This is a genomic window from Epilithonimonas arachidiradicis (assembly GCF_003610695.1).
GTDB lineage: Bacteria > Bacteroidota > Bacteroidia > Flavobacteriales > Weeksellaceae > Epilithonimonas > Epilithonimonas arachidiradicis.
The window spans coordinates 137,780-161,912 of record NZ_RAQH01000009.1 but is presented as its reverse complement, the minus strand read 5'-3'; the positions used below and the strand labels follow the sequence as shown (position 1 = coordinate 161,912).

The 24,133-nt window shown below is 34.9% G+C and carries 24 protein-coding genes; 13 read left to right on the top strand and 11 right to left on the bottom strand.

Annotation, left to right across the window (positions count from 1 at the left end; all coding sequences use genetic code 11):
- Window positions 1-43 precede the first annotated feature (43 nt).
- The 6 genes from BXY58_RS14235 (at window position 44) to BXY58_RS14210 (ending at window position 7,327) form a co-directional block, all read left to right on the top strand.
- On the top strand, window positions 44-1,666 hold the full coding sequence (locus BXY58_RS14235; RefSeq protein WP_120214533.1) for an alpha/beta fold hydrolase: 1,623 nt from the start codon (window positions 44-46) through the stop codon (window positions 1,664-1,666).
- 15 nt (window positions 1,667-1,681) lie between these two features.
- Window positions 1,682-2,704 carry a S41 family peptidase gene (locus BXY58_RS14230; protein ID WP_120214532.1) on the top strand — a complete coding sequence of 341 codons (1,023 nt, stop codon included), beginning with the start codon at window positions 1,682-1,684 and terminating at the stop codon, window positions 2,702-2,704.
- Window positions 2,705-2,755: 51 nt separating this feature from the next.
- Window positions 2,756-3,502 (top strand): GLPGLI family protein, encoded by a 747-nt coding sequence (locus tag BXY58_RS14225; RefSeq protein WP_120214531.1) that lies wholly within the window; start codon window positions 2,756-2,758, stop codon window positions 3,500-3,502.
- 107 nt (window positions 3,503-3,609) lie between these two features.
- Window positions 3,610-3,825: a hypothetical protein gene (locus BXY58_RS14220; protein WP_120214530.1), complete on the top strand. Its 216-nt coding sequence runs from the start codon at window positions 3,610-3,612 to the stop codon at window positions 3,823-3,825.
- 225 nt (window positions 3,826-4,050) lie between these two features.
- A complete protein-coding gene (locus BXY58_RS14215) occupies window positions 4,051-4,536 on the top strand; it encodes a hypothetical protein (RefSeq protein ID WP_120214529.1) in 486 nt (161 codons plus the stop codon).
- Window positions 4,537-4,678: 142 nt separating this feature from the next.
- Window positions 4,679-7,327 (top strand): copper-transporting P-type ATPase, encoded by a 2,649-nt coding sequence (locus BXY58_RS14210; RefSeq protein ID WP_120214528.1) that lies wholly within the window; start codon window positions 4,679-4,681, stop codon window positions 7,325-7,327.
- A gap of 288 nt (window positions 7,328-7,615) precedes the next feature.
- Here the strand turns inward: BXY58_RS14210 and BXY58_RS14205 are convergent, their stop codons facing one another.
- Together BXY58_RS14205 and BXY58_RS14200 are read right to left on the bottom strand one after the other, a co-directional pair.
- A complete protein-coding gene (locus tag BXY58_RS14205; protein ID WP_120214527.1) occupies window positions 7,616-8,191 on the bottom strand; it encodes a CinA family protein in 576 nt (191 codons plus the stop codon).
- A gap of 206 nt (window positions 8,192-8,397) precedes the next feature.
- Entirely contained in the window at window positions 8,398-8,760 is a 363-nt protein-coding gene (locus BXY58_RS14200; RefSeq protein WP_229728451.1) for a response regulator, read from the bottom strand.
- A 288-nt stretch (window positions 8,761-9,048) separates the two neighbouring features.
- On the opposite strand from BXY58_RS14200, the gene BXY58_RS14195 reads away from it, so the two are divergent.
- On the top strand, window positions 9,049-9,270 hold the full coding sequence (locus BXY58_RS14195) for a hypothetical protein (RefSeq protein ID WP_147366852.1): 222 nt from the start codon (window positions 9,049-9,051) through the stop codon (window positions 9,268-9,270).
- A 163-nt stretch (window positions 9,271-9,433) separates the two neighbouring features.
- On the opposite strand, the gene BXY58_RS14190 is transcribed toward BXY58_RS14195, so the two are convergent.
- From BXY58_RS14190 to BXY58_RS14180, 3 genes are all read right to left on the bottom strand, one after another.
- A complete protein-coding gene (locus BXY58_RS14190; protein WP_120214524.1) occupies window positions 9,434-9,823 on the bottom strand; it encodes a hypothetical protein in 390 nt (129 codons plus the stop codon).
- Window positions 9,824-9,958: 135 nt separating this feature from the next.
- Window positions 9,959-10,756 carry a Cof-type HAD-IIB family hydrolase gene (locus BXY58_RS14185; protein WP_120214523.1) on the bottom strand — a complete coding sequence of 266 codons (798 nt, stop codon included), beginning with the start codon at window positions 10,754-10,756 and terminating at the stop codon, window positions 9,959-9,961.
- A gap of 185 nt (window positions 10,757-10,941) precedes the next feature.
- The gene (locus tag BXY58_RS14180; RefSeq protein WP_120214522.1) at window positions 10,942-12,261 is read right to left on the bottom strand and encodes a PQQ-dependent sugar dehydrogenase; all 1,320 of its coding nucleotides are present in this window, start codon (window positions 12,259-12,261) and stop codon (window positions 10,942-10,944) included.
- A gap of 184 nt (window positions 12,262-12,445) precedes the next feature.
- On the opposite strand from BXY58_RS14180, the gene BXY58_RS14175 reads away from it, so the two are divergent.
- On the top strand, window positions 12,446-12,796 hold the full coding sequence (locus BXY58_RS14175; protein WP_120214521.1) for a prevent-host-death protein: 351 nt from the start codon (window positions 12,446-12,448) through the stop codon (window positions 12,794-12,796).
- Window positions 12,797-12,876: 80 nt separating this feature from the next.
- Here BXY58_RS14175 and BXY58_RS14170 read toward each other — a convergent pair whose 3' ends face one another.
- From BXY58_RS14170 to BXY58_RS14150, 5 genes are all read right to left on the bottom strand, one after another.
- Window positions 12,877-13,680 carry a Cof-type HAD-IIB family hydrolase gene (locus tag BXY58_RS14170; RefSeq protein ID WP_120214520.1) on the bottom strand — a complete coding sequence of 268 codons (804 nt, stop codon included), beginning with the start codon at window positions 13,678-13,680 and terminating at the stop codon, window positions 12,877-12,879.
- A gap of 111 nt (window positions 13,681-13,791) precedes the next feature.
- Complete coding sequence (gene pgl, locus BXY58_RS14165) at window positions 13,792-14,505, bottom strand: 6-phosphogluconolactonase (protein ID WP_120214519.1); 714 nt, start codon at window positions 14,503-14,505, stop codon at window positions 13,792-13,794.
- 22 nt (window positions 14,506-14,527) lie between these two features.
- A complete protein-coding gene (gene zwf, locus BXY58_RS14160) occupies window positions 14,528-16,003 on the bottom strand; it encodes a glucose-6-phosphate dehydrogenase (RefSeq protein WP_120214518.1) in 1,476 nt (491 codons plus the stop codon).
- Between the two features lie 6 nt (window positions 16,004-16,009).
- Window positions 16,010-17,428: an NADP-dependent phosphogluconate dehydrogenase gene (gene gndA, locus BXY58_RS14155; RefSeq protein ID WP_120214517.1), complete on the bottom strand. Its 1,419-nt coding sequence runs from the start codon at window positions 17,426-17,428 to the stop codon at window positions 16,010-16,012.
- Between the two features lie 125 nt (window positions 17,429-17,553).
- Window positions 17,554-19,584, bottom strand: a complete 2,031-nt coding sequence (locus BXY58_RS14150) for a TonB-dependent receptor (RefSeq protein WP_120214516.1) — start codon at window positions 19,582-19,584, stop codon at window positions 17,554-17,556.
- Between the two features lie 96 nt (window positions 19,585-19,680).
- On the opposite strand from BXY58_RS14150, the gene BXY58_RS14145 reads away from it, so the two are divergent.
- The 5 genes from BXY58_RS14145 (at window position 19,681) to BXY58_RS14125 (ending at window position 23,402) form a co-directional block, all read left to right on the top strand.
- Window positions 19,681-20,112: a hypothetical protein gene (locus BXY58_RS14145; protein WP_120214515.1), complete on the top strand. Its 432-nt coding sequence runs from the start codon at window positions 19,681-19,683 to the stop codon at window positions 20,110-20,112.
- 89 nt (window positions 20,113-20,201) lie between these two features.
- On the top strand, window positions 20,202-20,555 hold the full coding sequence (locus BXY58_RS14140) for a prevent-host-death protein (RefSeq protein ID WP_120214514.1): 354 nt from the start codon (window positions 20,202-20,204) through the stop codon (window positions 20,553-20,555).
- A 433-nt stretch (window positions 20,556-20,988) separates the two neighbouring features.
- Window positions 20,989-21,525 carry a YceI family protein gene (locus BXY58_RS14135; protein ID WP_170144247.1) on the top strand — a complete coding sequence of 179 codons (537 nt, stop codon included), beginning with the start codon at window positions 20,989-20,991 and terminating at the stop codon, window positions 21,523-21,525.
- Window positions 21,526-21,552: 27 nt separating this feature from the next.
- Window positions 21,553-22,839 (top strand): hypothetical protein, encoded by a 1,287-nt coding sequence (locus tag BXY58_RS14130; protein ID WP_074235370.1) that lies wholly within the window; start codon window positions 21,553-21,555, stop codon window positions 22,837-22,839.
- Window positions 22,840-22,901: 62 nt separating this feature from the next.
- Window positions 22,902-23,402, top strand: a complete 501-nt coding sequence (locus BXY58_RS14125; RefSeq protein ID WP_120214512.1) for a YceI family protein — start codon at window positions 22,902-22,904, stop codon at window positions 23,400-23,402.
- Window positions 23,403-23,520: 118 nt separating this feature from the next.
- On the opposite strand, the gene BXY58_RS14120 is transcribed toward BXY58_RS14125, so the two are convergent.
- Window positions 23,521-24,060, bottom strand: coding sequence for a hypothetical protein (locus BXY58_RS14120; RefSeq protein WP_147366851.1), 540 nt, complete (start codon window positions 24,058-24,060; stop codon window positions 23,521-23,523).
- Between the last annotated feature and the right edge of the window lie 73 nt (window positions 24,061-24,133).

Sequence of the window (24,133 nt, the reverse complement as noted above, 5' to 3'; positions counted from 1 at the left end):
TAACGTTTTTGTTGTCTTTAGAACAGATAACTAAAACTTGATAATGCAGAAACTCCTTTTTCTATTAATCCTTTTGATAGGATTCAACCTCAAAGCACAGAAGATTTCCGGAACTGTAAAAAACACGGATAACGAAATCATTGCTTACGGTTCAATCGGAATTAAGAATTCAAAAAACGGAGCCATTACCAATGAAAAAGGTAATTATCAATTAGAACTTCCTCAGGATTCAGATAGCAAAATTACTTTCAGTGCATCGGGATATCAGGACAAAACTGTTTCTTCGAACGAACTTAAACTAAATCCCAATATCATTCTCGATTATAAAACGACTCAGATCGAGAACGTCAACATCGTTGCAAAGCAAATGAAAGAAAAGCTGGTTGGTCAAAAGTCAAAGCCTCTTCTCACGTTTTCTAAAATGTTCGACAAGAATATTCCAACCGTTGAGCAAGGAAATATTTTTCCAATTTATCAAAAGACAAAACTCAAATCTTATAATTTTCATATCATCCCGAGTTCCAGATATCAGGAAATTACATTGAAACTGAATATCTATAAAGTCAAAAACGATCTTCCCGAGCAATCACTTTTAGATGAAAATATCATTTACAAAACCTCAACAACAGGCTGGCAAAATATCGATTTATCAAATTATCGGTTGATGTTCAATAATCTTGATAAAATTGCTATTACGTTGCAGTTGGTAGATTATAAACCTATGGAGAATTTCGATTTTGTTTTCGGAATTTCTGCTAAGAAAACGCTATCCAAAGACCTTTTGTTCAGATATCAGAGTCAGGGGAATTGGGAAACTTTTGATGGTAGTTTTATTTCTAATATCGATATCAGTTATGACAAAACTAAGAATGAAAAAGAGATTGCTGAAGTTGAAAACAATACTGAAAACGATTTCAAAACCAATCAGTTGATTGCCTATTATGAGAATAAAGAAAAAGCTAAAAAAACAGAATTTGGGAAAAGTAGAAATGGACAATTTATAGATTTGAATGATGCTAAAATCTACTACGAAGAGTATGGAAAAGGCGAACCGCTTTTGCTGCTACATGGCAACAACGGAAGCATTTCTGATTTCTACAAACAGATTCCTTTTTTCTCAAAACATTATCGTGTGATTGCAATAGATACGCGCGGACAAGGCAGAAGCACAGATTTGACAACGGATGATTATTCTTATGATCAATTCGCTTCAGACCTTTATAAAATCATCAAAAATCTGAAACTCGACAAAGTGAATATCGTTGGCTGGAGCGACGGCGGAAATACAGGATTGACCTTCAATCTGGAACATCCGGAATTAGTCAATAAATTAGTAACAATCGGCGCCAATCTCGATCCTTGTGGTGTAGATGAAAACCTGATCAAAACATTCCAACAACAACTCGCTGAAAACACCGGAAATCCACGATTAATCAAACTGATGCTGAACCACCCCAACATCAACTACAAAGAACTTATGAATATCCACAATCCGGTTTTGGTAATTGCCGGAAGCAATGATGTTATCAAACCGGAACACACCAATCTCATCAATTCATTCATAAAGAATTCTGAACTGGCGATTATTCCAAATTCCACGCATTATGTTCCTTTTGAACAACCGGAAAAACTGAACGACATAATTCTGAATTTTCTGAAGAAATAATTCTAAATTACGGCTATGAAAAAAACAATAACCATACTTTCTATTCTCAGTTTGTCCTTAGGATTGAACGCACAAAAACAAAAAACACCACAAGACAGCATCAAAGTTTTTTATAACGAACTGTTTTCGGTTTTAGAAAAAAGTTACCTTAACAGAAAGTCTGTTGACTGGAAAACTGTAGAATCCGAAACAAAAGACAAGCTAAAAAGTTATGATAATTTCGAAAAATCCTTAACCGAAATCAAACCGTTCTTCGATAAAATAAACGCCAATCATTGTTTGATTTTCTACAATAACAAAAAATATTCGGGAACGGGAAAAGTCATTACAAAAGATGATTTTTCTGAGCAATGGAAAAAGAAATTTGATACCAAACCTGCTTTCGAAGCTAAAATGATTGATGAAAAATACGGCTACATTCTGATGCCTAATATGTTATTTTTTGACCTTAGCCCGGAGAACATCAACAAAATTGCGCAACCACTTTATGACAAGATTGCAGAAATCAAATCCAACAATAAACCCGAAGGCTGGATTCTTGATTTGAGATTCAACACCGGTGGAAACTCTACACCAATGCTTTTGGCTCTTTATGATTTGTTAGGTGACAATGTGGTTTGGGGAACTTTGGACGGCAATAAAAAGATGATTTCTAAAATAAAACTGAACCAAGGAAAATATCTGGACGGGTCCAAAAAACCAGCATTCATCAATCCAAAAGGCGAGTTAATGGACAAGACAAAAGTCGCAGTAATCACTGGACTTTTTACCGGGAGTTCTGGCGAAGTGACAGCACTCGCTTTCAAAGGCAGACCAAACACTATTTTCATCGGCGAAAAAACCTACGGCGCAACAACCGCCAATACCCAATATACTTTACCTTTTGGCAGCACGATGGCAATTACTATTGGCTACGATAGCGACAGAAATGGCAATTATTATGAACAAATTATTCCTAATGTTTTCGTTTCCAAAAAAGACAATTTCGATAATTTGCTTTTGGATGGGAATTTTGTGGAAGCTGTGAAGTTTTTTTGATATAAAATCATAGTAATTATCAGTATATTTCGATCTTGAAAACTATTAACAATGAAAAATATTCAATTATTAATTTTACTGCTATTATCTTGTCTTGCTCTCGGACAAAACAAACAATTTCTCTACGAATACAAATTCATTTCTGATTCTACCAACAAAGCAGATGTCAAAACAGAAATAATGATATTGAATATCCAAAAAGATCGGTCAGAATATTATAGCTCTGTAAGATATGCATCAGATTCTGCTCAATTTTCAGACTATCAAAAGGGAATTAACTCTATGCCTTCTGGCGAAGCATTAGTAAGTGAATGGGTTACAAAATATCCTAATTCCAATCAGCTTTTTCATACCACATTTTTGATTTGGGACAAGTACAAAGTAAAACAGGATGTGGAGCTTAATTGGAAATTGACAAATGAATTTTCTAAAATTTTGAATTATGACGTTCAAAAAGCAACCACAGAATTTGGTGGCAGAAAATGGACAGCGTGGTTCACCAAAGAAATTCCAATTCAAGATGGGCCTTACAAATTCAAAGGTTTACCTGGTTTAATTTTGAAGATCGAAGATTCAACTAAAAGTCATACCTGGGAATTGAAAGGTATACGATCTAACCAGAAAGAGTTTGTCTATCCTGACCTGAAAAATTACCGCATTGTTGAATTAAATTACAATCAGTTTGTTAAGAAATTTAAAAATTACCGTCAGAATCCTACTGCAGATTTAGTGGGACAAATTCCTGATCAACACGATTCTAATGGAAAATTCAGAACATCCGCTGAAATCATTAAATAACTGAACCAAATAGCAATGGAAAAATTGGCAAAAGACAATAATTTGATTGAGATTGATCTGCTTAAATAATTTAGTTACTCTTTTAAAATCAACAAATTGTATTTTCTATGAAAATATTCAGGTTTGTAATCAATAAATCTTTCATTCTCTTCATTTTATATGGAACTATTATGAATTTTGCTATTTATGACAATGACTGCGAAAGTTTCGTAAGTGGAATTGCAAGAGCATTTACTTTTATTGGAGAATTACTTTTTATTGGTCTTATAGTCACTTTCTGTTTTAATCTTTTAATGAAAGAAAAATTAGAAGAGAAAATTTAATTAAAAGAATCTTAAAACATCATTTACTTCATTTCATTATTTTCGTTTTCATCTTTACTATTTGTGTGATTAATGAAATGAGATATTGCAATTTAATTTAAATACCAACAGTAAATATTCTTTATTGTGAATTTAATAAAACAGCCAACTATTTAGACTCATTAAAAATAAACTTTGCAACAATCTCTTTTTTAGCTATTTTTACAGCATAATATTTCAATAAAAATGAGACAATTAATATTCGGAGGAATCTTGGCTTTTGGTGGAATGATTACTGCCAATGCACAATGCAAAACAGTCACTACAATCACAGAAAACTTTGACAGCTGGAAAGATATAGATAAGTGCTGGACTGTACAAAAAGGAAAAGCAATGCTGTACGCCAGTGAGAAGAAAGTGATTTTTTACTCGATGACAGATCCAAAAGAAAATATGTACCTCATCACGCCAAAAGTAAAAGCTGGAAATTATACTTTGAGCCTTGACATTACAGATAATGGTGGAGAAACTTCCCTTGAAATTTTCTCAGTAGGTAAAGCAACTGATCCGAAATCTTTTGTTTCCATTACTAAGCCACAAGAAATTACAAAAGAGAAAAAAGTCATCAATATCAGTCTGAAAAAAGACAGCCACGTTGGTTTGAAAGTTCTATTAAACGGTGTGCATCAAGCTGTTTATGTAGATAATTTGTCTTTGAAACCGAGAAAATAATTAAGATCAATTCTTTATAGATTTAAACCTTCAGAAGCTTCTGGAGGTTTTTTCTAATTATAATAATATATAACATATTTCCATTTATTTATAACTGATTGGCATCTATTTTTCAGAAATTTGTAGTATCAATTCAAGAAAAATGGAAAATCACAATCATCATAACCACGACCACCTTCATCCTAGTCAAAGAATCTCGCCGAGTTCCGTTTATTATTGTCCAATGGAATGTGAAGGCGAAAAACTCTATTTCAAGCAAGGCAGATGTCCGGTTTGTAATATGTTTCTGGTTCCGATAGAAGAACGTGGTGACCACAAAAACAAACCTGAAACCTATTCCAAAACTAACCTACCGGAAAGTTTCAAAGATAAAATAGGGGATTATTTTTGCCCGATGTTTTGTGAAGGTGACAAAACTTATGAATCAGATTCAGGTTGTCCGGTTTGTCATATGCATTTGGAAGAAATTACAGAAGATCTGGTCAGAAGTCAGAAGCTGGATGCTGGAAGTTCACATACACATCAAAATACCAAACATTTAACATCAAACACCCATCAAGAAGGAAAATACTATTGTCCGATGTTCTGCGAAGGTGATAAAGTTTATGATTCCAACGTCGGCTGCCCGGTTTGCGGAATGGATTTGGTCAAAATTCCGGAAAAGAAAACTGTTGAGTATACTTGCCCAATGCATCCCGAGATTGTACAAAACGAACCCGGAAATTGCCCGATCTGTGGAATGGATCTCGTTCCAAAACCGTCACAAGATAACAATCACGAAGATGAAACTTATAAATTATTAAAAACAAAATTCTGGACGGCTTTAGGGTTCACTGTTCCCGTTTTCATCTTATCGATGGGTGGAATGTTTATCGATTGGCCATTTTCTCATCAGGTTCAAGCAATTTTAGAGTTAATTTTGACATTACCCGTCTTGTTTTATTCAGGATGGTTTGTGATGAAGCGTGGTTGGATTTCTTTCAAAACCTGGAACCTCAATATGTTTTCATTGATTGCTCTGGGTGTTGCTGCAGCTATGATTTTTAGTTTAATTGCTTTATTCGTTTCAGATATTTTACCTCACGAATTATCTCACGGCGGAAGCATCCCACTCTATTTCGAATCCGTTTGTGTCATTCTGACTTTGGTGATAATGGGACAAATGATGGAAGCCAGAGCGCATATGAAAACAGGAAAAGCGATCGAAGCGTTGATGAATCTTTCACCCGATACAGCCAACCTGATTGTAGACGGAAACGAGAAAAAAGTATCATTAGCTGAAGTTAAAATCAATGATATATTAAGAGTAAAACCGGGAGAAAAAATTCCTGTTGACGGGAAAATTACCGAAGGAAATTCTAATGTTGATGAATCGATGATTACGGGAGAGCCGATTCCTGTAGAGAAAAAATCAAATGATAAAGTCACTTCCGGAACTATCAACGGAAATGGAAGTTTTCTGATGAAAGCCGAAAAAGTTGGTGATGAAACCTTGCTTTCTCAAATCATCAAAATGGTCAACGAAGCCAGCCGAAGCAAAGCGCCGATTCAAAAATTAGCAGATAAGATTTCGAAGATATTTGTACCAACTGTGATTGCAATTTCTATTCTGACATTTATTTTGTGGTATATTTTCGGTGGCGAAAACAAATTGATTTATGCTTTTGTGAATGCAGTAGCCGTTTTGATTGTCGCTTGTCCGTGTGCATTAGGTTTGGCAACTCCGATGAGTTTGATGGTCGGAATCGGAAAAGGTGCACAAAATGGAATCTTAATCAAAAATGCTGAAGCGCTGGAAGAAATGCACAAAATCAATGTTCTGATTACCGATAAAACCGGAACATTGACGGAAGGAAAACCAAGTCTTGACAACATCGAAACATTTGAAAATGCTGATAAAAATGAAATTTTAAAATTAGCTGGTTCATTGAATCAGAATTCGGAACATCCATTGTCAAATGCGGTTTTAGAGACTCTTCGACAAGCCCAAAATGACAATACCGACCTACAATTTGAGAAAGTTCAGAATTTTGAGAACATCTCTGGAAAAGGTGTGAAAGGAACAATCAATAATGAAGAAATTCTACTTGGAAACGACGCTTTATTGAAACATTTCAACATCAAAATTCCAGAATCATTAAAACAAAAAGTGATTCAGAAACAGGAGGAAGCTAAGACGATTTCTTATCTCGCCAAAGCTGGAAAAGTTCTTGGATTCCTGAGCTTCTCAGACAAAATAAAATCAACTTCAAAACAAGCCATCGAATATCTTCATTCTCAAAATATCGAAGTGATAATGATGACTGGTGACAATGAACACACAGCAAAAGCAGTCGCTACAGAACTCGGAATCAAAAATTTCAAAGCCAATTGTTTCCCGGAAGATAAAATGAACGAGATCAAAAAACTTCAAACCGAAGGAAAAATTGTAGCGATGACAGGCGACGGAATCAATGATGCGCCAGCTTTGGCTCAATCCAATATCGGAATTGCAATGGGAACAGGAACCGACGCCGCAATTGAAAGCGCAGAAATAACTTTGCTAAAAGGCGACATCTTAGGTGTAGCCAAATCAAAAATCCTGAGTGAAAAACTTTTGAAAAATATCAAGGAAAACTTATTTTTCGCTTTTATTTATAATGTTCTGGGGATTCCGTTAGCGGCTGGTCTGCTCTACCCTTTCTTCGGAATTTTGTTAAGCCCAATGATTGCTGCTGCAGCAATGAGTTTCAGTTCCGTTTCGGTTATCTTGAATTCTTTACGATTGAATCAGGTGAAATTGGAGATATAAGGGAGTCTTAAAGATTTTGCAGGAAAAGTTTGAACGGATTAATATTCGGAGAAAATTATTTTATAAATTAATGAATTGAAAATGTTTTATTGATTATAGAGTTTTAAAATTTTACAATAACATCCCGGAACACAATATAGTTATTGTCAAAACTGGCTTTTACAACAGACTCGACGTTGACGAGAAGAAAAGACCGTTACAAGTCAAAATTTTGGTTGAGGAAATCACTGCTTTGGTTAATAAGATTTAAAATAAAAATTCATCTCATTCCTTAATATTAAACTAATATCAAGACGCTTTTTCCTCTTTTTGTTTATCCAATTCTATTTTAAAGCAGCCGAGAATAAATTCGGAATAATATAATTGAGCGTTGACAGATTTGGTTCTGGAATGTAGATCCAATTTTTCGGACAAAATCACCTCACCTCTATAAGTAATCGCAAAATAAGAATATAGTTTTCCATTGGATGATTCAGTCGGCGTTGCATAACCTGTCACCGCAATTGACCAATCCGAATTATATAACCTGGCTACATTCAGGGCCATTGTCTCTGCTATACCTGCTGAAACGCAGTCGTGTTTCAAAGCCTCATCTCCATTAACGTTAAGGAGGTTAACTTTTTCTTCCAATGTATAAGCTGTCATTCCACCCTTATAAAATTTTGAAGCGTCTTTCATCTGAGAAAATGAAAATTGTAAAAATCCCGATGTCACACTTTCTGCAACAGCAATCGTTTCACCAGTTGACAAAAGATGTTTGCCAATGTATCTTAGCAGGTTTTCCAGCTCGATGATAAAATAGATAAGAGAACGGACAGAAAGCTCATCAGCATTAACTCCAAATTGAGAAGGTTTTACAATCATTATATCGCTCTGGTTTTATAATTAATAATAACTGACCATTACAATATTTGAACCACATTTTGAGAGATAGTTCTTTGGAGGAAATTAATTAACATTTTAATAAGAAATTCGGTAAAAAACCTATTTACTTAGATGTAAAACTGATTAGATTACATACTCGGTACAAAACAGAATTTTGATATTAAAAAGTTTTGAAATGATGTCAATCACGTTGTGAGATAATTGGCGATTTTAGCTTCCAGATGATCAATGTCAAATGGTTTTTTGATATAATCATCTGCGCCTGAAGTTTCTTTATACTTTTCGATGTTATTGCTGGCGCTGACGTACAATACCGGGATGCGACCGAAATCGCCGTGTTCTCTTAATAATCTTGTAGCTTCGATTCCGCCAATGGCTGGGATATGATGATCCATCAATATGATATCCGGTTGAAATGCACTAACATCTGCAAGAACATCATTAGAAGTATTTGACACTTCAATCTCATAGCCTGCATTAGAGAGTACGAGCTGCAATACCTCCAGAATCGCTTCATCATCATCAAAAATCATTACTCTCTTTTTCATATCAACTTTATTCATTGTCGATTCTTATTTTAAAATCGACAATTTTATTCACAACAAATATATTTGTTTTTTATGAAGAATTTTTCTAAATCGGTCTAAATTTTAGAAATAGTGTTAAAATAAAATTTTATGATTATAAATTTTTCAAAAAAAATAAATTTATTATATTATTAACAATCAATAGTATCCGGCAAAAAACAAGGTTCTATTATCAATCTTCAGAAACGACTTCGAAAAAGATTTGCACGCATTTTGATAAAAGGATTTTACACCGAAAAACAAATTATTATGCAGTTTATAGATTTTACAAAAGAGCATTTCAGAAGACCAGAAAATACAAACAAGTTTTTACTCGACATCCCAAGAGATGAGGTAGGATTTTCTGAGATTGATATCCACGAAAAGAAAGACAATGACAGCTACGAGGAAGCTGACTATGAAATCATAGATGATATGGACAAGATCACGATTATAATGAGAAGTCCTGCCGATATAAGGGTAAATTTCTAAAAATAAGCTCCGAAGTTAAAACTTCGGAGTTTTGTTTTACGACAGGAAATATAGAGGCATCGCAAACTATTTAGAACCCATATGTAATCCAATTATAAAAAACGCCAGTTAAGAAACCGGCGTTATATTTTTATTGAAACATTTTATGATAGGAATTACTCTCCTATGCAAAGCTGGACAAAGCCTGGCTCATTATATTCTTGTACAGTCTTTTCATAGGAATGTCTATCCCTTTGAGTGCATAGAATATATTTTGGAGTTCGTGAACGTAACGGATAGGCTCTGCTCCGGCCAAAACCTGATTACCCCAGCGCACTATATAAGCATTGTTTCTGGATGCGAGTACTGAGAATTCGTAAATATTTTCATAATAGTAACCGAAATGTTCTTTTGAAAAGCCAAACTTTTTAAACCATTCGTCATTCAGGTCAATTGGTTTATAATTGGTTTTCCCATTCATAATACTTTGGATAATTTTGATATCCACCTGCACATTGTCTCCTGTATTGATATCGGAAACAAGATTTCCTATTCTTAATTCTTTAGCGTTCATAGCATCTTGCTTTACAAGTTCTATGCCTAGAGCTGTTTTTTTTCGGGACTATTTTAAAATTTTTCCATTTTACTAATTTTCTCAAATACAGGAATTAATATTTGATGAAATAAGTTAAATCGATTATAATAATTATTATAAAAGACCAAAGTGCTTCAACGCAGATTCGACTCCGTTACTGTCGACATCTGTTGTGACATAATCAGCCGCTTCTTTTACATTGTGACTGGCATTACCCATCGCAACTCCAATTTTAACGAATCTGAGCATTGAAATATCATTACCTCCATCACCAAATGCCATTGTCTCCGACACATCGATATTAAAATGTTTGCAGAAATTTTCGACACCTTTCTGCTTACTCACACCACCCGGATTGACATCAGCAAATAACGGCGTCCATCTGGATGATAAGGAATTGGGCATCACTTTCTGCATAAAGGATTCTTCATCCTGAGGATCGATAAAAATATTAACCTGTAAAACATTTTCAATATCAGAATTATTTTTATCGTAAAGCGGCGGAACCTTAAGGTTAAGATTAGTATAAAGCTGTACAACCTTTGGAGTGGCGTGGCTGATCTGCACTTTGTCTTCATACATAAGGGAAAAACCTACATCAGATTGCTCGGAGTACCGAATAAGATTCTTGATATCTTCCGGATGGATGGCCTGTTTGAACATCACCTCGCCATCAACAGTCATACAATAGCCACCATTGAATGTCAGAAAACCGTCAAACTCAATTGAATTAACATGATGGAGATCATTAATGGAACGCCCTGTTGCTACGATAACCTTGATACCTTTTTCCCGAAGTTTTCTGATAGACTCCTGAGTAGACTCCGGAATAGTTTTGCTTTTTAAACTGAATAAGGTTCCGTCAATATCAAAAAAGACGGCTTTTATATTGGGATTATTATCTGAATTCATAAATATTACAACGATCTTCTTTCTATAAACACGAAACAATAATCAGTTCGTATGCTATCAACTGATTTCAATTAAATTTAAATTGGTTATTTTAAAATGATTTGGATTTATTTGTCTCATCGATGGAAAACTCCTTAAAGAGTTGTAAGTGGAAACTCTTCTAAATGGTGCTTGAATAATTAAAATTATTTTTTGCTATATGAAACACGCCATACTATACCACTTACATCATCGGCCACAAGTAGTGATCCATCTATAGTCTGTAGAACCCCAACCGGTCTTCCATAGACGTCGCCTTTGGCTTCATCTGCTATAAATCCTGTTAGAAACGGCTGATAAGAACCCGAAGCTTTACCATTCTGAAACGGTACAAAAGCAACCTGATAGCCCACTAATGAAGAACGATTCCAGGAACCGTGCTGACCAATAAAAGCGCCGTTTCTATATGACCCGGGAAACTGATTTCCTGTATAAAAAGTCAATCCTAAAGAGGCAGTGTGGCTTCCCAGTGGAACATCAGGAACAATTGTTTTAGCTACCAGATCGGGCTTCTCCCCTTTTCTTCTTGGATCTTCATGCTGGCCAAAATAAGCATATGGCCAACCGTAGAAGGCATTTTGTTTCACACTTGTCAAGTAATCCGGGACCAGCTCATCACCCAATTCATCTCTTTCGTTTACAACTGTCCATAAAGCTCCGGTCGAAGGATTCCAGCTCATACCAACAGGATTTCTAAGACCTGAAGCATAGATTTTTTCACCGCTCCCATCAGGGTTAATCTCAAGGATATTAGCCCTGCGCACTTCATTTTCCATACCATTTTCTCCAACATTGCTTCCAGATCCTACAGAAATGTAAATCTTGGATTGATTTTTATTGGTGGTAAGATTCCTTGTCCAGTGGTTATTGTAGCCACCTGCCGGAAGACTTAGAATCATTTTTCCCGGCTTTGTGATTTTTATATCGCCTGCTTTGTAAGGGTAAACCCACAAGCCATCAGTATTCGCTACATAAAATTTATCTTTGATGATAAGCATGCCATAAGGTTGGTTAAGTCCATCCAAAAATACATAGGAAGATTCCGGAATTCCATCTTTATTAGCATCTCTATACAAGAGAATTTTGTTAGCAGATTTGCCGCCAACTTCGGCATCGCTCTTCCCACTTATATCATTTTTTATTTTTTCTGTAGCCGTCCTTTCGGAATTAGACAGCACAACAAAGACGTCACCGTTCTCAGCCTGAATCATATTTCTAGGACTTTTTATATTCTCTGCAAAACGCGTTACCGTAAAACCTTCGGGAGCAGTGGGTGCTTTATCTTTTGGCCAGCCGATGACGTTACTGAATTTATTTTTAGCCCCTTTTTCATCCGGCGCCGGTAGTTTTAAGGTATCAGTCTGCGTCGCTACTTCTACACTTTCACCAGTATTTGCTGTTTGATTTTTATTGTCCTTGCAGCTTAACATACCAATTGCAACTACAGGTAATAGATACTTTTTCATACTTTACTTTTTTATAATATCTGTGCAGAAATTACAAAAACCATTCCCTGATTATGAATCATTTATGACATTTTATTAATATAAATAAACTTTAGTTAGTGATTATGTCAAGGAATAAGGCTCTTAAAAATGGTAAGAGCTTTGTATTTAGTTTACTAATTTTTAATTTTACAAATAATATGTTATGAACTTTACGCTAGAAATTACGCCGCAGGAGAGGGATTCCAATCTTGCATTTAAAACCATTTATTTTAACGCTTTCAAGATTAATATCATTGAGCGCTACTCAGGGAAAGGGCAGGGAAAATTCTATCATATTGTTATTAAACTCAGAACAATTGATAACGAAATTATTAATACAAAAGATGGCGCCGGACGAATAAAGATCAAAGAAGCAGATTTTCGCAACTATGTTCGGGTTTCAAAGCCTCTCAACTCGTATGAGTATAAAAACAAACTGATTGACCGAAAGAAGGTTGAAGATGAATTTGTTAATTTTATTTTGAGCAGAATGGTTGGTCATTATCAACTTTAAAATCAATATCTAAGCTAAATATTTATTACAGAATAAACACTAACTTAAAAGAATTTAAAATTCAATCTACTGTTTCTATTTTAATTACTGCTTTCAAGATATCCTTTAATAGTTGCGACAACTCCAAAATTGTCATTGGAAGAAGTTTGGAATTTTGCAACCTCCTTTACTGAAGCATGTGCATTTTCCATCGCATAAGAGTAAGGCGTACTTTTCAGCATTTCTATATCGTTCATATAATCCCCGAAAACCATCGTCTGATCCGGTGAGATATTTAAGGAATTTTGCAGTTCAGATAACGCTTTTCCTTTATTGATATTCTTGTTCATGATATCCAGCCAATAATGACCAGAAACTACGGTCTCCAATCCATATTTTTGGAATATTTTCAAATAAGGATAAAGATGCTTTTCCGAACCATCCGGATGATAAACCGCTATTTTGAAAATACCATCATCCAGAGGTTTTGTAAGATCCTCCTCTTTTTTGTTATTGGTGTAATATTGTGTGAAAAATTCTACAAACTCTTCATCGTTGGTTTCGTAGTAAGCATGTTTTTTTCCAGAAACAACAGCTTTGGCACCAGGAATTTCTCTAACTGTTTCGATGATTTCTTTAACAAAACGATCCTCCATTTTGTCAGCGAAAAGTTCCTCATTTTTACACAAAACATAACCGCCATTTTCCGCAATGAAGCACATCTCATCCTCAAAATCGGTAAAATATTTGGTGATTCCTGACATTTGTCTTCCGCTGGCTGGGACAAATAAAATATTTCTCTTCTTCAGTTCTTCATAGATTTTCGGGAACTCCGGACTCAGTTCATAATTGGAATTCAAGAAAGTTCCGTCCATATCTGTCACGATCAATTTTATATCCTTCATACCATATTTTTTATTTCCTCGATGCAAGAAATCTCATACAAATAACTAAAAAAGATTCTGAAAAAAGAAATTCCGGATAAAAATCCGGAATTAAATTTAATTATTATGAATTTATCCATTCACCGCTTTTCTATCTGTAAAAAACAGAAAACCTTCTTTTTTGTTGATCAGCTGCAATGGATATAACTTCGGATGATATTCACCGTACAGAACTTCATTCAAAGCATGTTTTTTGGACTCGCCAAAAGCTACGACCAAAATATTTTCAGCTTTATTGATAATGGGCTCAGTCAAAGTAATCCTGTACATCTCCTGAGATTTCAGATAATAAGCATCTACCCATTTTTCCTTTTCGTCCAAAACAGCTTCACCCGGGAATAAAGAAGCGGTATGACCGTCATCTCCCATTCCTAAAAGAATAAAATCAAAAATTCCATCAGCTCCCAAAACTTCTCTGATTTGGGCTTCATATTCTTCAGCATACTTTCCAGGCTCTATATCTTCCTTAAACATAGGGAAAACCTGAGCCTTATTGATAGGAACATTATTCAGAAGTGTTTCCAGAGTCATTTTAAAGTTACTTCTATCATCGTCGAGAGAAACCCATCGCTCGTCAACCCAGAAAAAATAAATTTTACCCCATTCAATTTTACCGGCATATTCCGGAGTTGCTAATAAACTGAAAATAGCTTTTGGAGACGAACCACCGCTTAAAGCAACAGTAAATTTATTATGTTTCTGGATCGATTTCTCCGAAAGCTCAACAAAAGTGTCCGCTGCTTTTTTGTACAATTGGTTCAGATCATCAAATACTGTAATATTCATTTTTTAACTGATTTAATTAATATTAAGCCCAGGTATGACCTTGTCTTTCAACCAAATCGAAACTTTCCTTTGGCCCCCAGCTTCCGGCATCATAATTCGGAAAAGGCGCTTTTTTATTAGCCCAATCTTCCTGAATAGTGGTGACAACATCCCAGGCTTCCTCCACCTGATCGGAACGCATAAACAAGGTAAGATCCCCTTCCAGCGCATCCTGCAAAAGCGTTTCATAAGCTTCCGGCGTGTCTTCTTTGCAGGCAAAATAATCAAAGATCATCTCTACAGGTCTCAAAGCCATCGATAGACCTTGTTTTTTTGTCATAAACTGCAGCCTGATATCCATTAATGGCTGAATATTAATGATCAAACGATTAGCGGATAACGGATTGGTATCAGAAAATGTTGAATGTGGCAATGGCTTAAACTGGATCGTAATGTAGGATTGTTTTTCCTTCATTTTTTTTCCTGTTCGTACATAGAAAGGAACATTTTGCCATCTTTCATTATCTATATAAAATTTGACTGCAACAAAAGTTTCTGTGTTGGAATCGGGAGCAATTCCTTCTTCTTCACGATAAGCTCTTGCCTTTTTACCATTGATTTCACCTTCCCCATATTGACCTCTCACAGCATAATAATCCACTTTGTCTGCCGGGATTCTTCGGATTGATTTAAGAACATCCACCTTACGGTCTCTGATTTCATCGGACTCCAAAGACAAAGGTGCTTCCATTGCAACCATACATAAAACCTGGAGCAAGTGATTCTGAACCATATCTCGCAAAGCGCCGGTCTGCTCATAAAAACCACCTCTTGTTTCTACGCCAACTTCTTCCGCAACTGTAATCTGAACCGATTCGATATGTCTGTGGTTCCACAAAGGTTCAAAGATCGAATTTCCAAACCGGAATGCCAAAATATTCTGGACCGTTTCTTTACCAAGATAATGATCAATGCGATAAATCTGTTTTTCTTCAAAGGTTTCGGATAAAAGCTGATTCAGTTCAATTGCTGATTGCTTGTTGTAACCAAAAGGTTTCTCGATAATGATTCTATCTTTATCTGCCTGAGAAGCCAGAGATGTCTTTTTGATATGATTAGAAATTGTGGCAACGAAATTGGGTCCAATAGATAAATAAAATAGCCTGTTACCTCTCATTCCGAATTGAGAATCTAATTCTTCCAATTTCTGATTGAGATTAATGTAAGAACTTTCGTCATCTAACTGATGCTGAAAATAAGTAATATGCGATTGGAAAGAATCCCACTCCTCAGCCGTGACATTTTTTCGGGAAAAAGCTTCCAGATTGACTTTGATATAATTTCTAAAATATTCGTCATTGTGATCCGACCTTCCTAAAGCGATAATATTAAAGTTATCCGGCATTCGTCCATCAATAAAAAGATTATAAAATGCTGGAAAAAGTTTTCTTTTTGCTAAATCTCCTGTAGCACCAAAAATAAGAATATTAGTGGCGTTCAATGTATTATTGTTCATCATTTGGTTTTAATTATTTTCATTGCCCCAAGACGTATGGAAAACACCTTCTCTGTCAATTCTTCGATAAGTGTGAGCTCCAAAATAATCACGTTGAGCCTGAATTAGATTTACTGGTAAAGATTCGGTGGTATAGGCATCAAAATAGCCCAAAGCTGTTTGAAGTCCCAAACTCGAGATCCCGTTATTCACCGCATAAGCCGCTGTGTTTCTTAAAGATTTGATTTTCGATTTAACGATTTCGGAAATTTCTTTATTCAATAAAATATTAGTTAAATTTTCATCTTGTGTATAAGCAGAATAGAATTTTTCCAACAGTACAGAACGGATGATACAACCACCTCTCCAGATCTTCACAACATCCTTCAATGGAATATCAAATCCATATTCTTCAGAAGCTTTAACTAATAAAGCCAAACCTTGCGCATAACTAATTAAAGTTGCCAGATACAAAGCTTCACCAACTTCTTTGATAAATAATTCTACATTATCGGGTTTGGTAATTTGTTTTTCAGAGTATAACTTCGCTGCTTGTACTCTCTCATCTTTATAAGCCGACAAAATCCTAGAGGTTACAGCAATATCAATTGTCGGAATCGAAACGCCAATCTCCATAGCCTGCTCAGAAGTCCATTTTCCGGTTCCTTTTGCACCGGCCTTATCCAGAATTTGGTCCACAAGATAACCGTTTGTCAAATCATCTTTTTGTTGAAAAATGTCTCTCGTGATCTCGATCAGAAAAGAATTCATTTCGCCATTATTCCATTCTTTGAAAACTTCGTACAGCTGATCATTATTAAGATTTGCACCTTTTCTCAAAAGATCATAAGCTTCGCTGATGAGCTGCATTATAGCATACTCGATCCCGTTATGAACCATTTTCACATAGTTGCCGGCAGAACTTTTCCCCATGTAAGCCGTACAAGCTTCTCCGTCAACTTTTGCCGCGATGGATTCCAGCATTGGTTTTAGAAGTTTGAAAGCTTCTAAATCTCCTCCAGGCATAATACTTGGTCCTCTTCTCGCTCCTTTTTCACCTCCGGAAACACCCATTCCCATAAAATGTAAATCTTTAGAAGCCAAGTCAGCAATGCGTCTATCGGTGTCCTTGAAATACGAATTTCCGGCATCTACCACAATATCACCTTTAGTTAAAAGCGGCGTGATATTTTCCAAAACAGCATCTACAGGCTTACCCGCAGGAACCATTAAAATAATTTTTCTAGGACTCTCCAGAGCCGCTACAAAATCTTGTATAGAAGCTGTCCCGGTAACCATCGTCCCGGGCGTTGCACCCGCGTGAAGTTCTTTTACTTTTTCTGCATCGAGATCAAAACCCGCAACAGCAAACCCGTTATCGGCAATATTGTAGAGGAGATTTCGCCCCATTACACCGAGGCCAATCACCCCATAATTGTATTGTTCCATTCTTTTTATTAGAAATTTATTTTTACAAACATTAAATTTACGTAAATGCGAATGAACCGAAAAATAAAACGAAAAAAATTGATCTATGGTAATGATCGTTCAAAACATTAAGAACTTTTAGTAATTCAAAAATCCACCTTTATTCCCAATACAAAATTTCTCTTTGCTGCAGGATTATAATATCGATTTCCGAAAGCATTAATGTCAAAACCCAAAACATAATCTTCATTATATAAATTCTGAATCTGAAGATATAAATTGGCTCTTGTTTTATCAAAATCAAGAGGGAATCTGAACTGAATATTCCCTATTAAATTAGGTTCTGACCAAACTGAATTGGCGTCATTCAAAGGCATTTTTGAAATATAAAAATGAGAATAATTCACATCTAGTTTTTTGAAAAAGGTAAAATTTAATAAGCTGCTGATTGTTGTTTTTGGAACTCCTGTTAAATCATTTCCTGAAAAGTTATTTTCATTCTGCTGATAATTTTTAAATTTAAAATCATAAAAACTTCCGGAAAATCTGAATTTGAAATTGCTGAAAAAATCATTCTTTAAATTGAAATTTTTAGATTCTAACAAAACTTCAAATCCTTTCTGGACAGTTTCACCTGAATTGACGAAATATTCCTGTCCGGCTTCATTTTGTCGTCTTACAATCGCATCTTTCATTCGAAAGTCAAAATAACTTCCTTCCACAAAAATAAAATTTCCGAACTGTTTTCTGATTCCGATTTCTTTATTCCAACCGTATTCTGGACTTAAATTCTGATTAAATTCCTGTGTTGAAGAACGGATTTCTTCATTCGTGGGAGCAGAATTCCCCTTTCCTACTTTTCCTCTAGCTGAAAAACCATTCCCTAAAAGGTAGGTCACTCCAAAATTGGGAAGCCACTGATTTTTAAAATGAATATTTCCGTTTTCATTTCTTGAAAAAAGTCTTTCCCAATCGTAAGAATTTGAATTTAAGCTGATAGAAATATCGGTAAACACCTTTTCATTAAAGTTTAATTTTTGAGAAAGAAAATAAAATCCCGAAGTGTTTTTTAATTGGTCAAAATTCTGCGGATTGCCTTCAATTCCCCAATTGTTATCGTAATTTTTAATTAGAATATCATTGATTCCGCCTTCGAAACCAAAACGGTAAGCTAAAGAAGCTTTATCCCAGTTTTTTTCATAATTAAAATGGGTTCTTAGAGCAAAATTCTTCTCAAAACGGTTTTCAAAATTGGTTATAAAAGGATTTTCAAAATCGACATACGAACCTTGCATTAATATAAAATGAGAAAAATTAGGACTAAACTGATATTCATTTGAAATTCCGGCTAAAACCATTTTGTTGCGAATCCCTGCGTCTTGTTCTTTTGCTCCGGGAACAGCTGCCGTTTTTGGTCTTGCCTGTTTTCTGTTGAAATTCATTTGTTCTAAAGTCAATCCTCCCGGCGTTTGATAATCTAAGTCAGAGTACATTAACATCGCTTTCAACAATCCCTTTTCCGAATACTGAAAATTGTCTTTCAGGAAAATCTGTTTTCGCTGAACTTTTGATTGATCACGATACGAATCGGTCCGATAATAATTCTGGAAAATTTCAACAAAATGTTTTCCTATCTGTTTTGAAAAATCTACAGTCTGATTGAAAGTTCCGTAGCTTCCGACAGATAGATTGACCGACAAATTTTCTGAAGATTTTGTTTTCAAAAGTACCGTTCCGCCTGTAACGGCTCCGTAATCGCCACTTTCAGGACCTTTGTAAATCTCCATTCTGTCAATAAGTTCGGGAGAAATCACATTGAAATAAGTATTTCCAGAAGCATCAGACAGAATAAAATCATCAAGGTAGACTTTCACATTCCGAACGCCAAAAGGCGATCTTAAAGTACTTCCACGAAGTGAAATTCTGTAACTTCCAGGTGAACGTTCTTCCATTCTTGCTCCGGCAATCTGATTGATGGATTCAAGCATTCTTTCCGGTGTATTTTGATTGAGCAAATTTTCTGAAATTACGGAAACCGATTTTGTGGAATTGATAAAAGCTGTCGGTTTTTTATAGGCATCAATTCTGACTTCTGAAATCAAAGTTGCAGAATCTCTTTTTTGAGAAAATAAAATTGATGCACTAAAAAGAGAAAGAATTAAGTAGATTTTTTTCATTACGAAAGGCTATGCAAAAATTATACTTTTCTTGATTAAAAAAATTACCAATAAGAATAAATATCGGACAGGCATCTGATTTGTATATTTGTCAAAATGCATCGTTATCTCTCAAAAATATCTACGTTCGTAATTTTGACCAATCTCATTATCGGAAATCTGGTGCTTTTCATCGGTGGAAAATCTTCATTTACAGGCAACATCAATTACCCTTTGATGGCTGGGATGTCTATAGCTTGTATTATTTTTTACATCCTTTTTTTCAGATTAGCCAACTATATAAGATATAGTTCAGTCAAACTATTATTGGTGTGTATCATTAGCTGTATGATTATTATTTTTGCAGGTAATTTTATAGGCTTACTTATTACAGAACGGATGAACGGAACATCATCCAATTTTGGTCCCGCAATATTTATGGGCATCGTGGGTAATATATTAATGCTTCCTGTTTCGCTACTTTTGGGTGTGATCAATTTCGGAATTATTAAATATTTTACCCGTAATAAAGCTAAGAATCAGAGATAATTAATTTTAATTAAAAATTTAATCTTAACAAATATTCTTTTTTATTTTGAATCTATGATTCTTGATGTTAAATTTGTAAAAAATAATCAATGAATTATAAGCTGGAGATCAATGCACAGGAGCGTGGCTCAAAACTTCATTTCAAGACAATCTATTTCGATGCTTTCAAGGTGAATATCATCGAGAGATATACAGGTGTAAAACAACCAAAAATTCTTCATATCATCATCAAGTTGAGAACTTTGACTGATGAGATCATCAATACCAAATCTGATAGCGGAAGAGTAAAACTTAAAGATGAAACCTTTGATTCTTATGCTGAATTCGCAAAACCATTAACATCCTACGAATACAGAAACAAGCTCATTGACAGGAAAGCTGTTGAAGAAAAATTTGTGAATTTTATTTTAGGTCACGTCATTGCGAATTATCAGCTGAATTAATACGCATAATTAATTTATTTCTATTAACCCCACTGAATTGGATTCAGTGGGGTTTTTGTGTTTTCTATTTACTTTCTTGAGTATGACATCTGTCATATAAAATTATTAATCTCCTAATAATTTAACATTTTTTATAAATATTCAAAAATTTATCCACTGATTTTCATCAGCTATTACACACCTAACAAATATCATCTCTGATTTTTCATTATCCTTTATGGATAAAGATCATTACAACAATAGCTAAAAAAATAAAATAAGATAAAATCTATAAGTATTATTTAAAAAATTTATCAATTACATAATCAACGGCCATAACAAGATTTTTGTCATTTAAAAAAAATAGCAATATAATTAATACACTTATACCTTTGTCTTACAAACAATGAAACATAATTAATTATAACAATTAAAAATTACGAAAATGAAAACAATGAAAAATCTAATCAAAATGACGTTAGCAGCTGCAACTTTATGTTTTGTACAATTATCAAATGCTCAAAAATTATCCCTCCAGAGTTCTAATATAAAAATTGAAGGTACTTCTACATTACACGACTGGACTATGACTTCAACCCAAGCTACATTATCTGGAAATGCAAGTGGAAATACAATCAATGATGTTAGGTTCGTGATGAAAACAACCTCTCTCAAAAGCAAAGAGTCCGCAATGGACAAAAATGCTTACAAATCTCTGGAGACGAGCAAATATCCGGATATCACTTTCACAACAGCCTCATTGCCAGCAAGTGGAACTGCAACAGTGAGTGGCAACCTAACCATCACAGACGTAACAAAAAACATCAAATTCCCGGTAACTGTTACCAAAAACGGAAACAGCTATATCATCAAAGGAAGTACAAAGCTTAAAATGTCAGCTTTCGGAATCAAACCTCCAAGTTTTATGATGGGAACGATTAAAACAGGTGACGAAATTACCATCAACATTAACATCAGTGCAACAAATTAATTCTATAAATATTTAAATTCTGTTATCATGAAAAGAAATCTATTAAAAGTTAGCTTCATCGCTGCTTTAGCAATGGCAAACCTTGGCCTGGCTCAAGAATTTCCAATCGACAACCTTAATCCACGTGATCATAGAAGCATCAATGCTTTTGAAAACCCAAAAGATACTGTAAGCACTTTTGAAAAAATGAAAGTTAGAGTTGGAGGCGCATTCGCACTTCAGTTCCAGGCTATCCAGCACGAGAATAATGCAACACCTGTACTCAACGCTGCTGGAGTCAATACAAACCAATTGTATGATATCGGAAATAACTTCAACCTGGCAACTGCCAACCTTGATCTTGACGTGGCATTATACGACGGCGTTAACTTACATTTGAGAACTTTTTTATCTTCTCGTCATCACAACGAGACTTATGTAAAAGGCGGCTATTTACAAATCAACAAATTAGACTTCATCAAGAAAGACTTTCTTAAAGACGTGATGAAGTATGCAACCATCAAATTTGGTCACGATGAGATCAATTATGGCGATGTCCATTTCAGAAGAAGTGATAATGCTTATGTTACAAACAACCCTTTTGTAGGCAACTATCTGATGGATGCTTTTGCAACAATGGTTTTTGCTGAGGTCTATTACAGAAGAGACGGATTTATAGGAATGGCAGGTATAACCAACGGAAGGCTGAACCAAACTGCTAATGGAGGAACGAGTCCTTCTCTTTACGCCAAATTAGGCTATGACAAACAGCTTAATGAAGATCTTAGAGTGAGATTAACAGGATCTGTTTATAATACAGCGCATACCCAAAGACTCGATTTCTATGATGGCGACAGAGCAGGATCAAGATATTACTTTGTAATGGAAAATACAGCCGCAACTTCTTCTGCAAACTTCAGATCTGGACAGATTGTTCCTGACTTCAAAAACAAACTGACCTCATTTATGATCAATCCGTTTGTAAAATATAAAGGACTGGAATTCTTCGGAACTTATGAAAACGCATCTGGGAGAAACTTCGCAGAGACAGACAGAAGAACATGGAACCAATACGCTGCAGAATTGCTTTACAGATTTGGGAACAACGAGAATCTATACGTTGCAGGAAGATACAATGGCGTAGACGGAAAATTGGCTACCGGCGAAAAAGTGGATGTCACAAGATTCAATGTTGGAGGTGGATGGTTTATGACAAAAAATATTCTTACCAAGCTGGAGTATGTCAACCAAAAATATGACGGATATGCGCCAACCAACATCCTTTATGGTGGCAAATTCAATGGATTTGTATTAGAAGCAGCCATAGCTTTCTAGATATTCAGTTAACAGAAGCAGAGGAAATCCTCAGGTTTCCTCTGTTTTTAAAAATTAAAATTATGCGACTTCTTTATTTACTTTTCGGTTTTATGACGCTTTTTGCGCAGGCACAGGAAAATTTTGTTCAGATCAACGGAAGTACCAATGTCAACAAGTTTCAATGTGTGAATAACAAATTCAAAGCAGAAACTGGTGTTTATACTTTTACAGAAAGAAGCCTTCCGAATATCATTTTAAAAGTCAACGAGTTCGATTGCGGAAACAAGATGATGACCAAAGATTTTCAGAAAATCCTGAATTCTGACAAGTATCCGAATATGATTATCAAGTTCATCAACTTCACCAAAGTTCAGAAAAATTATATCGCTGTTGTAGAAGTCAAAATGATGAACCAAAGTAAAAGATATAACGTAGAATTCGAGATAGAAAATAACAAATTAATCGGACGCAAGAATGTAAAATTCAGTGATTTTAACATCACGCCACCGAAAAAAATGGGCGGAATGATCGTCGTAAAAGATGACCTGGACCTGACATTCAGCTTAGCAACCAAAATTTAAAATCAATCCAATAACTTTTTCATATAATTAGATTTTTCAGTGTCACGATATCGCGCTAGAAAGATATTGTGAATCGAGGGAACTTGCAGAATCAGCTGTAGGTTCCTTTTTATTTTGGCTAATTTCTATTCAAAGAATTATTTAGTTCAATAAGTAAAAGTATTGTGTAATAACCTATTATTGCAGCACAAATCATCAAAGCATTATTGCCGTAACCTAAATATTGAAATAAAAAACCAATTGGAAGTCCATACAAAACCAATAGAACAAATCTGAAAATCCCACCTCTTCCCTTCGCAAAATTATCATTAGCATCTTTTCCATAATCCCCTGTTTGGGTAAAATATTCTATAATATGATTGGTAAAAATCCCTGCAACAGAAAGCAATCCGTATCCATTATCTTTTGTTATAAAAAAACCAAGCAAAAGAAACGCGATGAAAATCCCCCAAAACATACCTTTATCTTGCTTTGTTTTCTTGCCAGAACCGATAGCAACCAGAAAAAACCCAGCAGCAAGGAATAATACTTCGGCTCCTACTCTAGATTCTGTCATATCCAAGAAATCTTGAGAACCAAAATTTTGAAACATCAGAATCCAATTCAGGATAATCCAGATGTACATTAATAATGGTGAGAATTGAATAATAGATTTCATTTGCATTATTAAAATTTAAAAGTACATCAATTCACAATATTGCTCAATAAAAAATTACATTATAAATTGATTA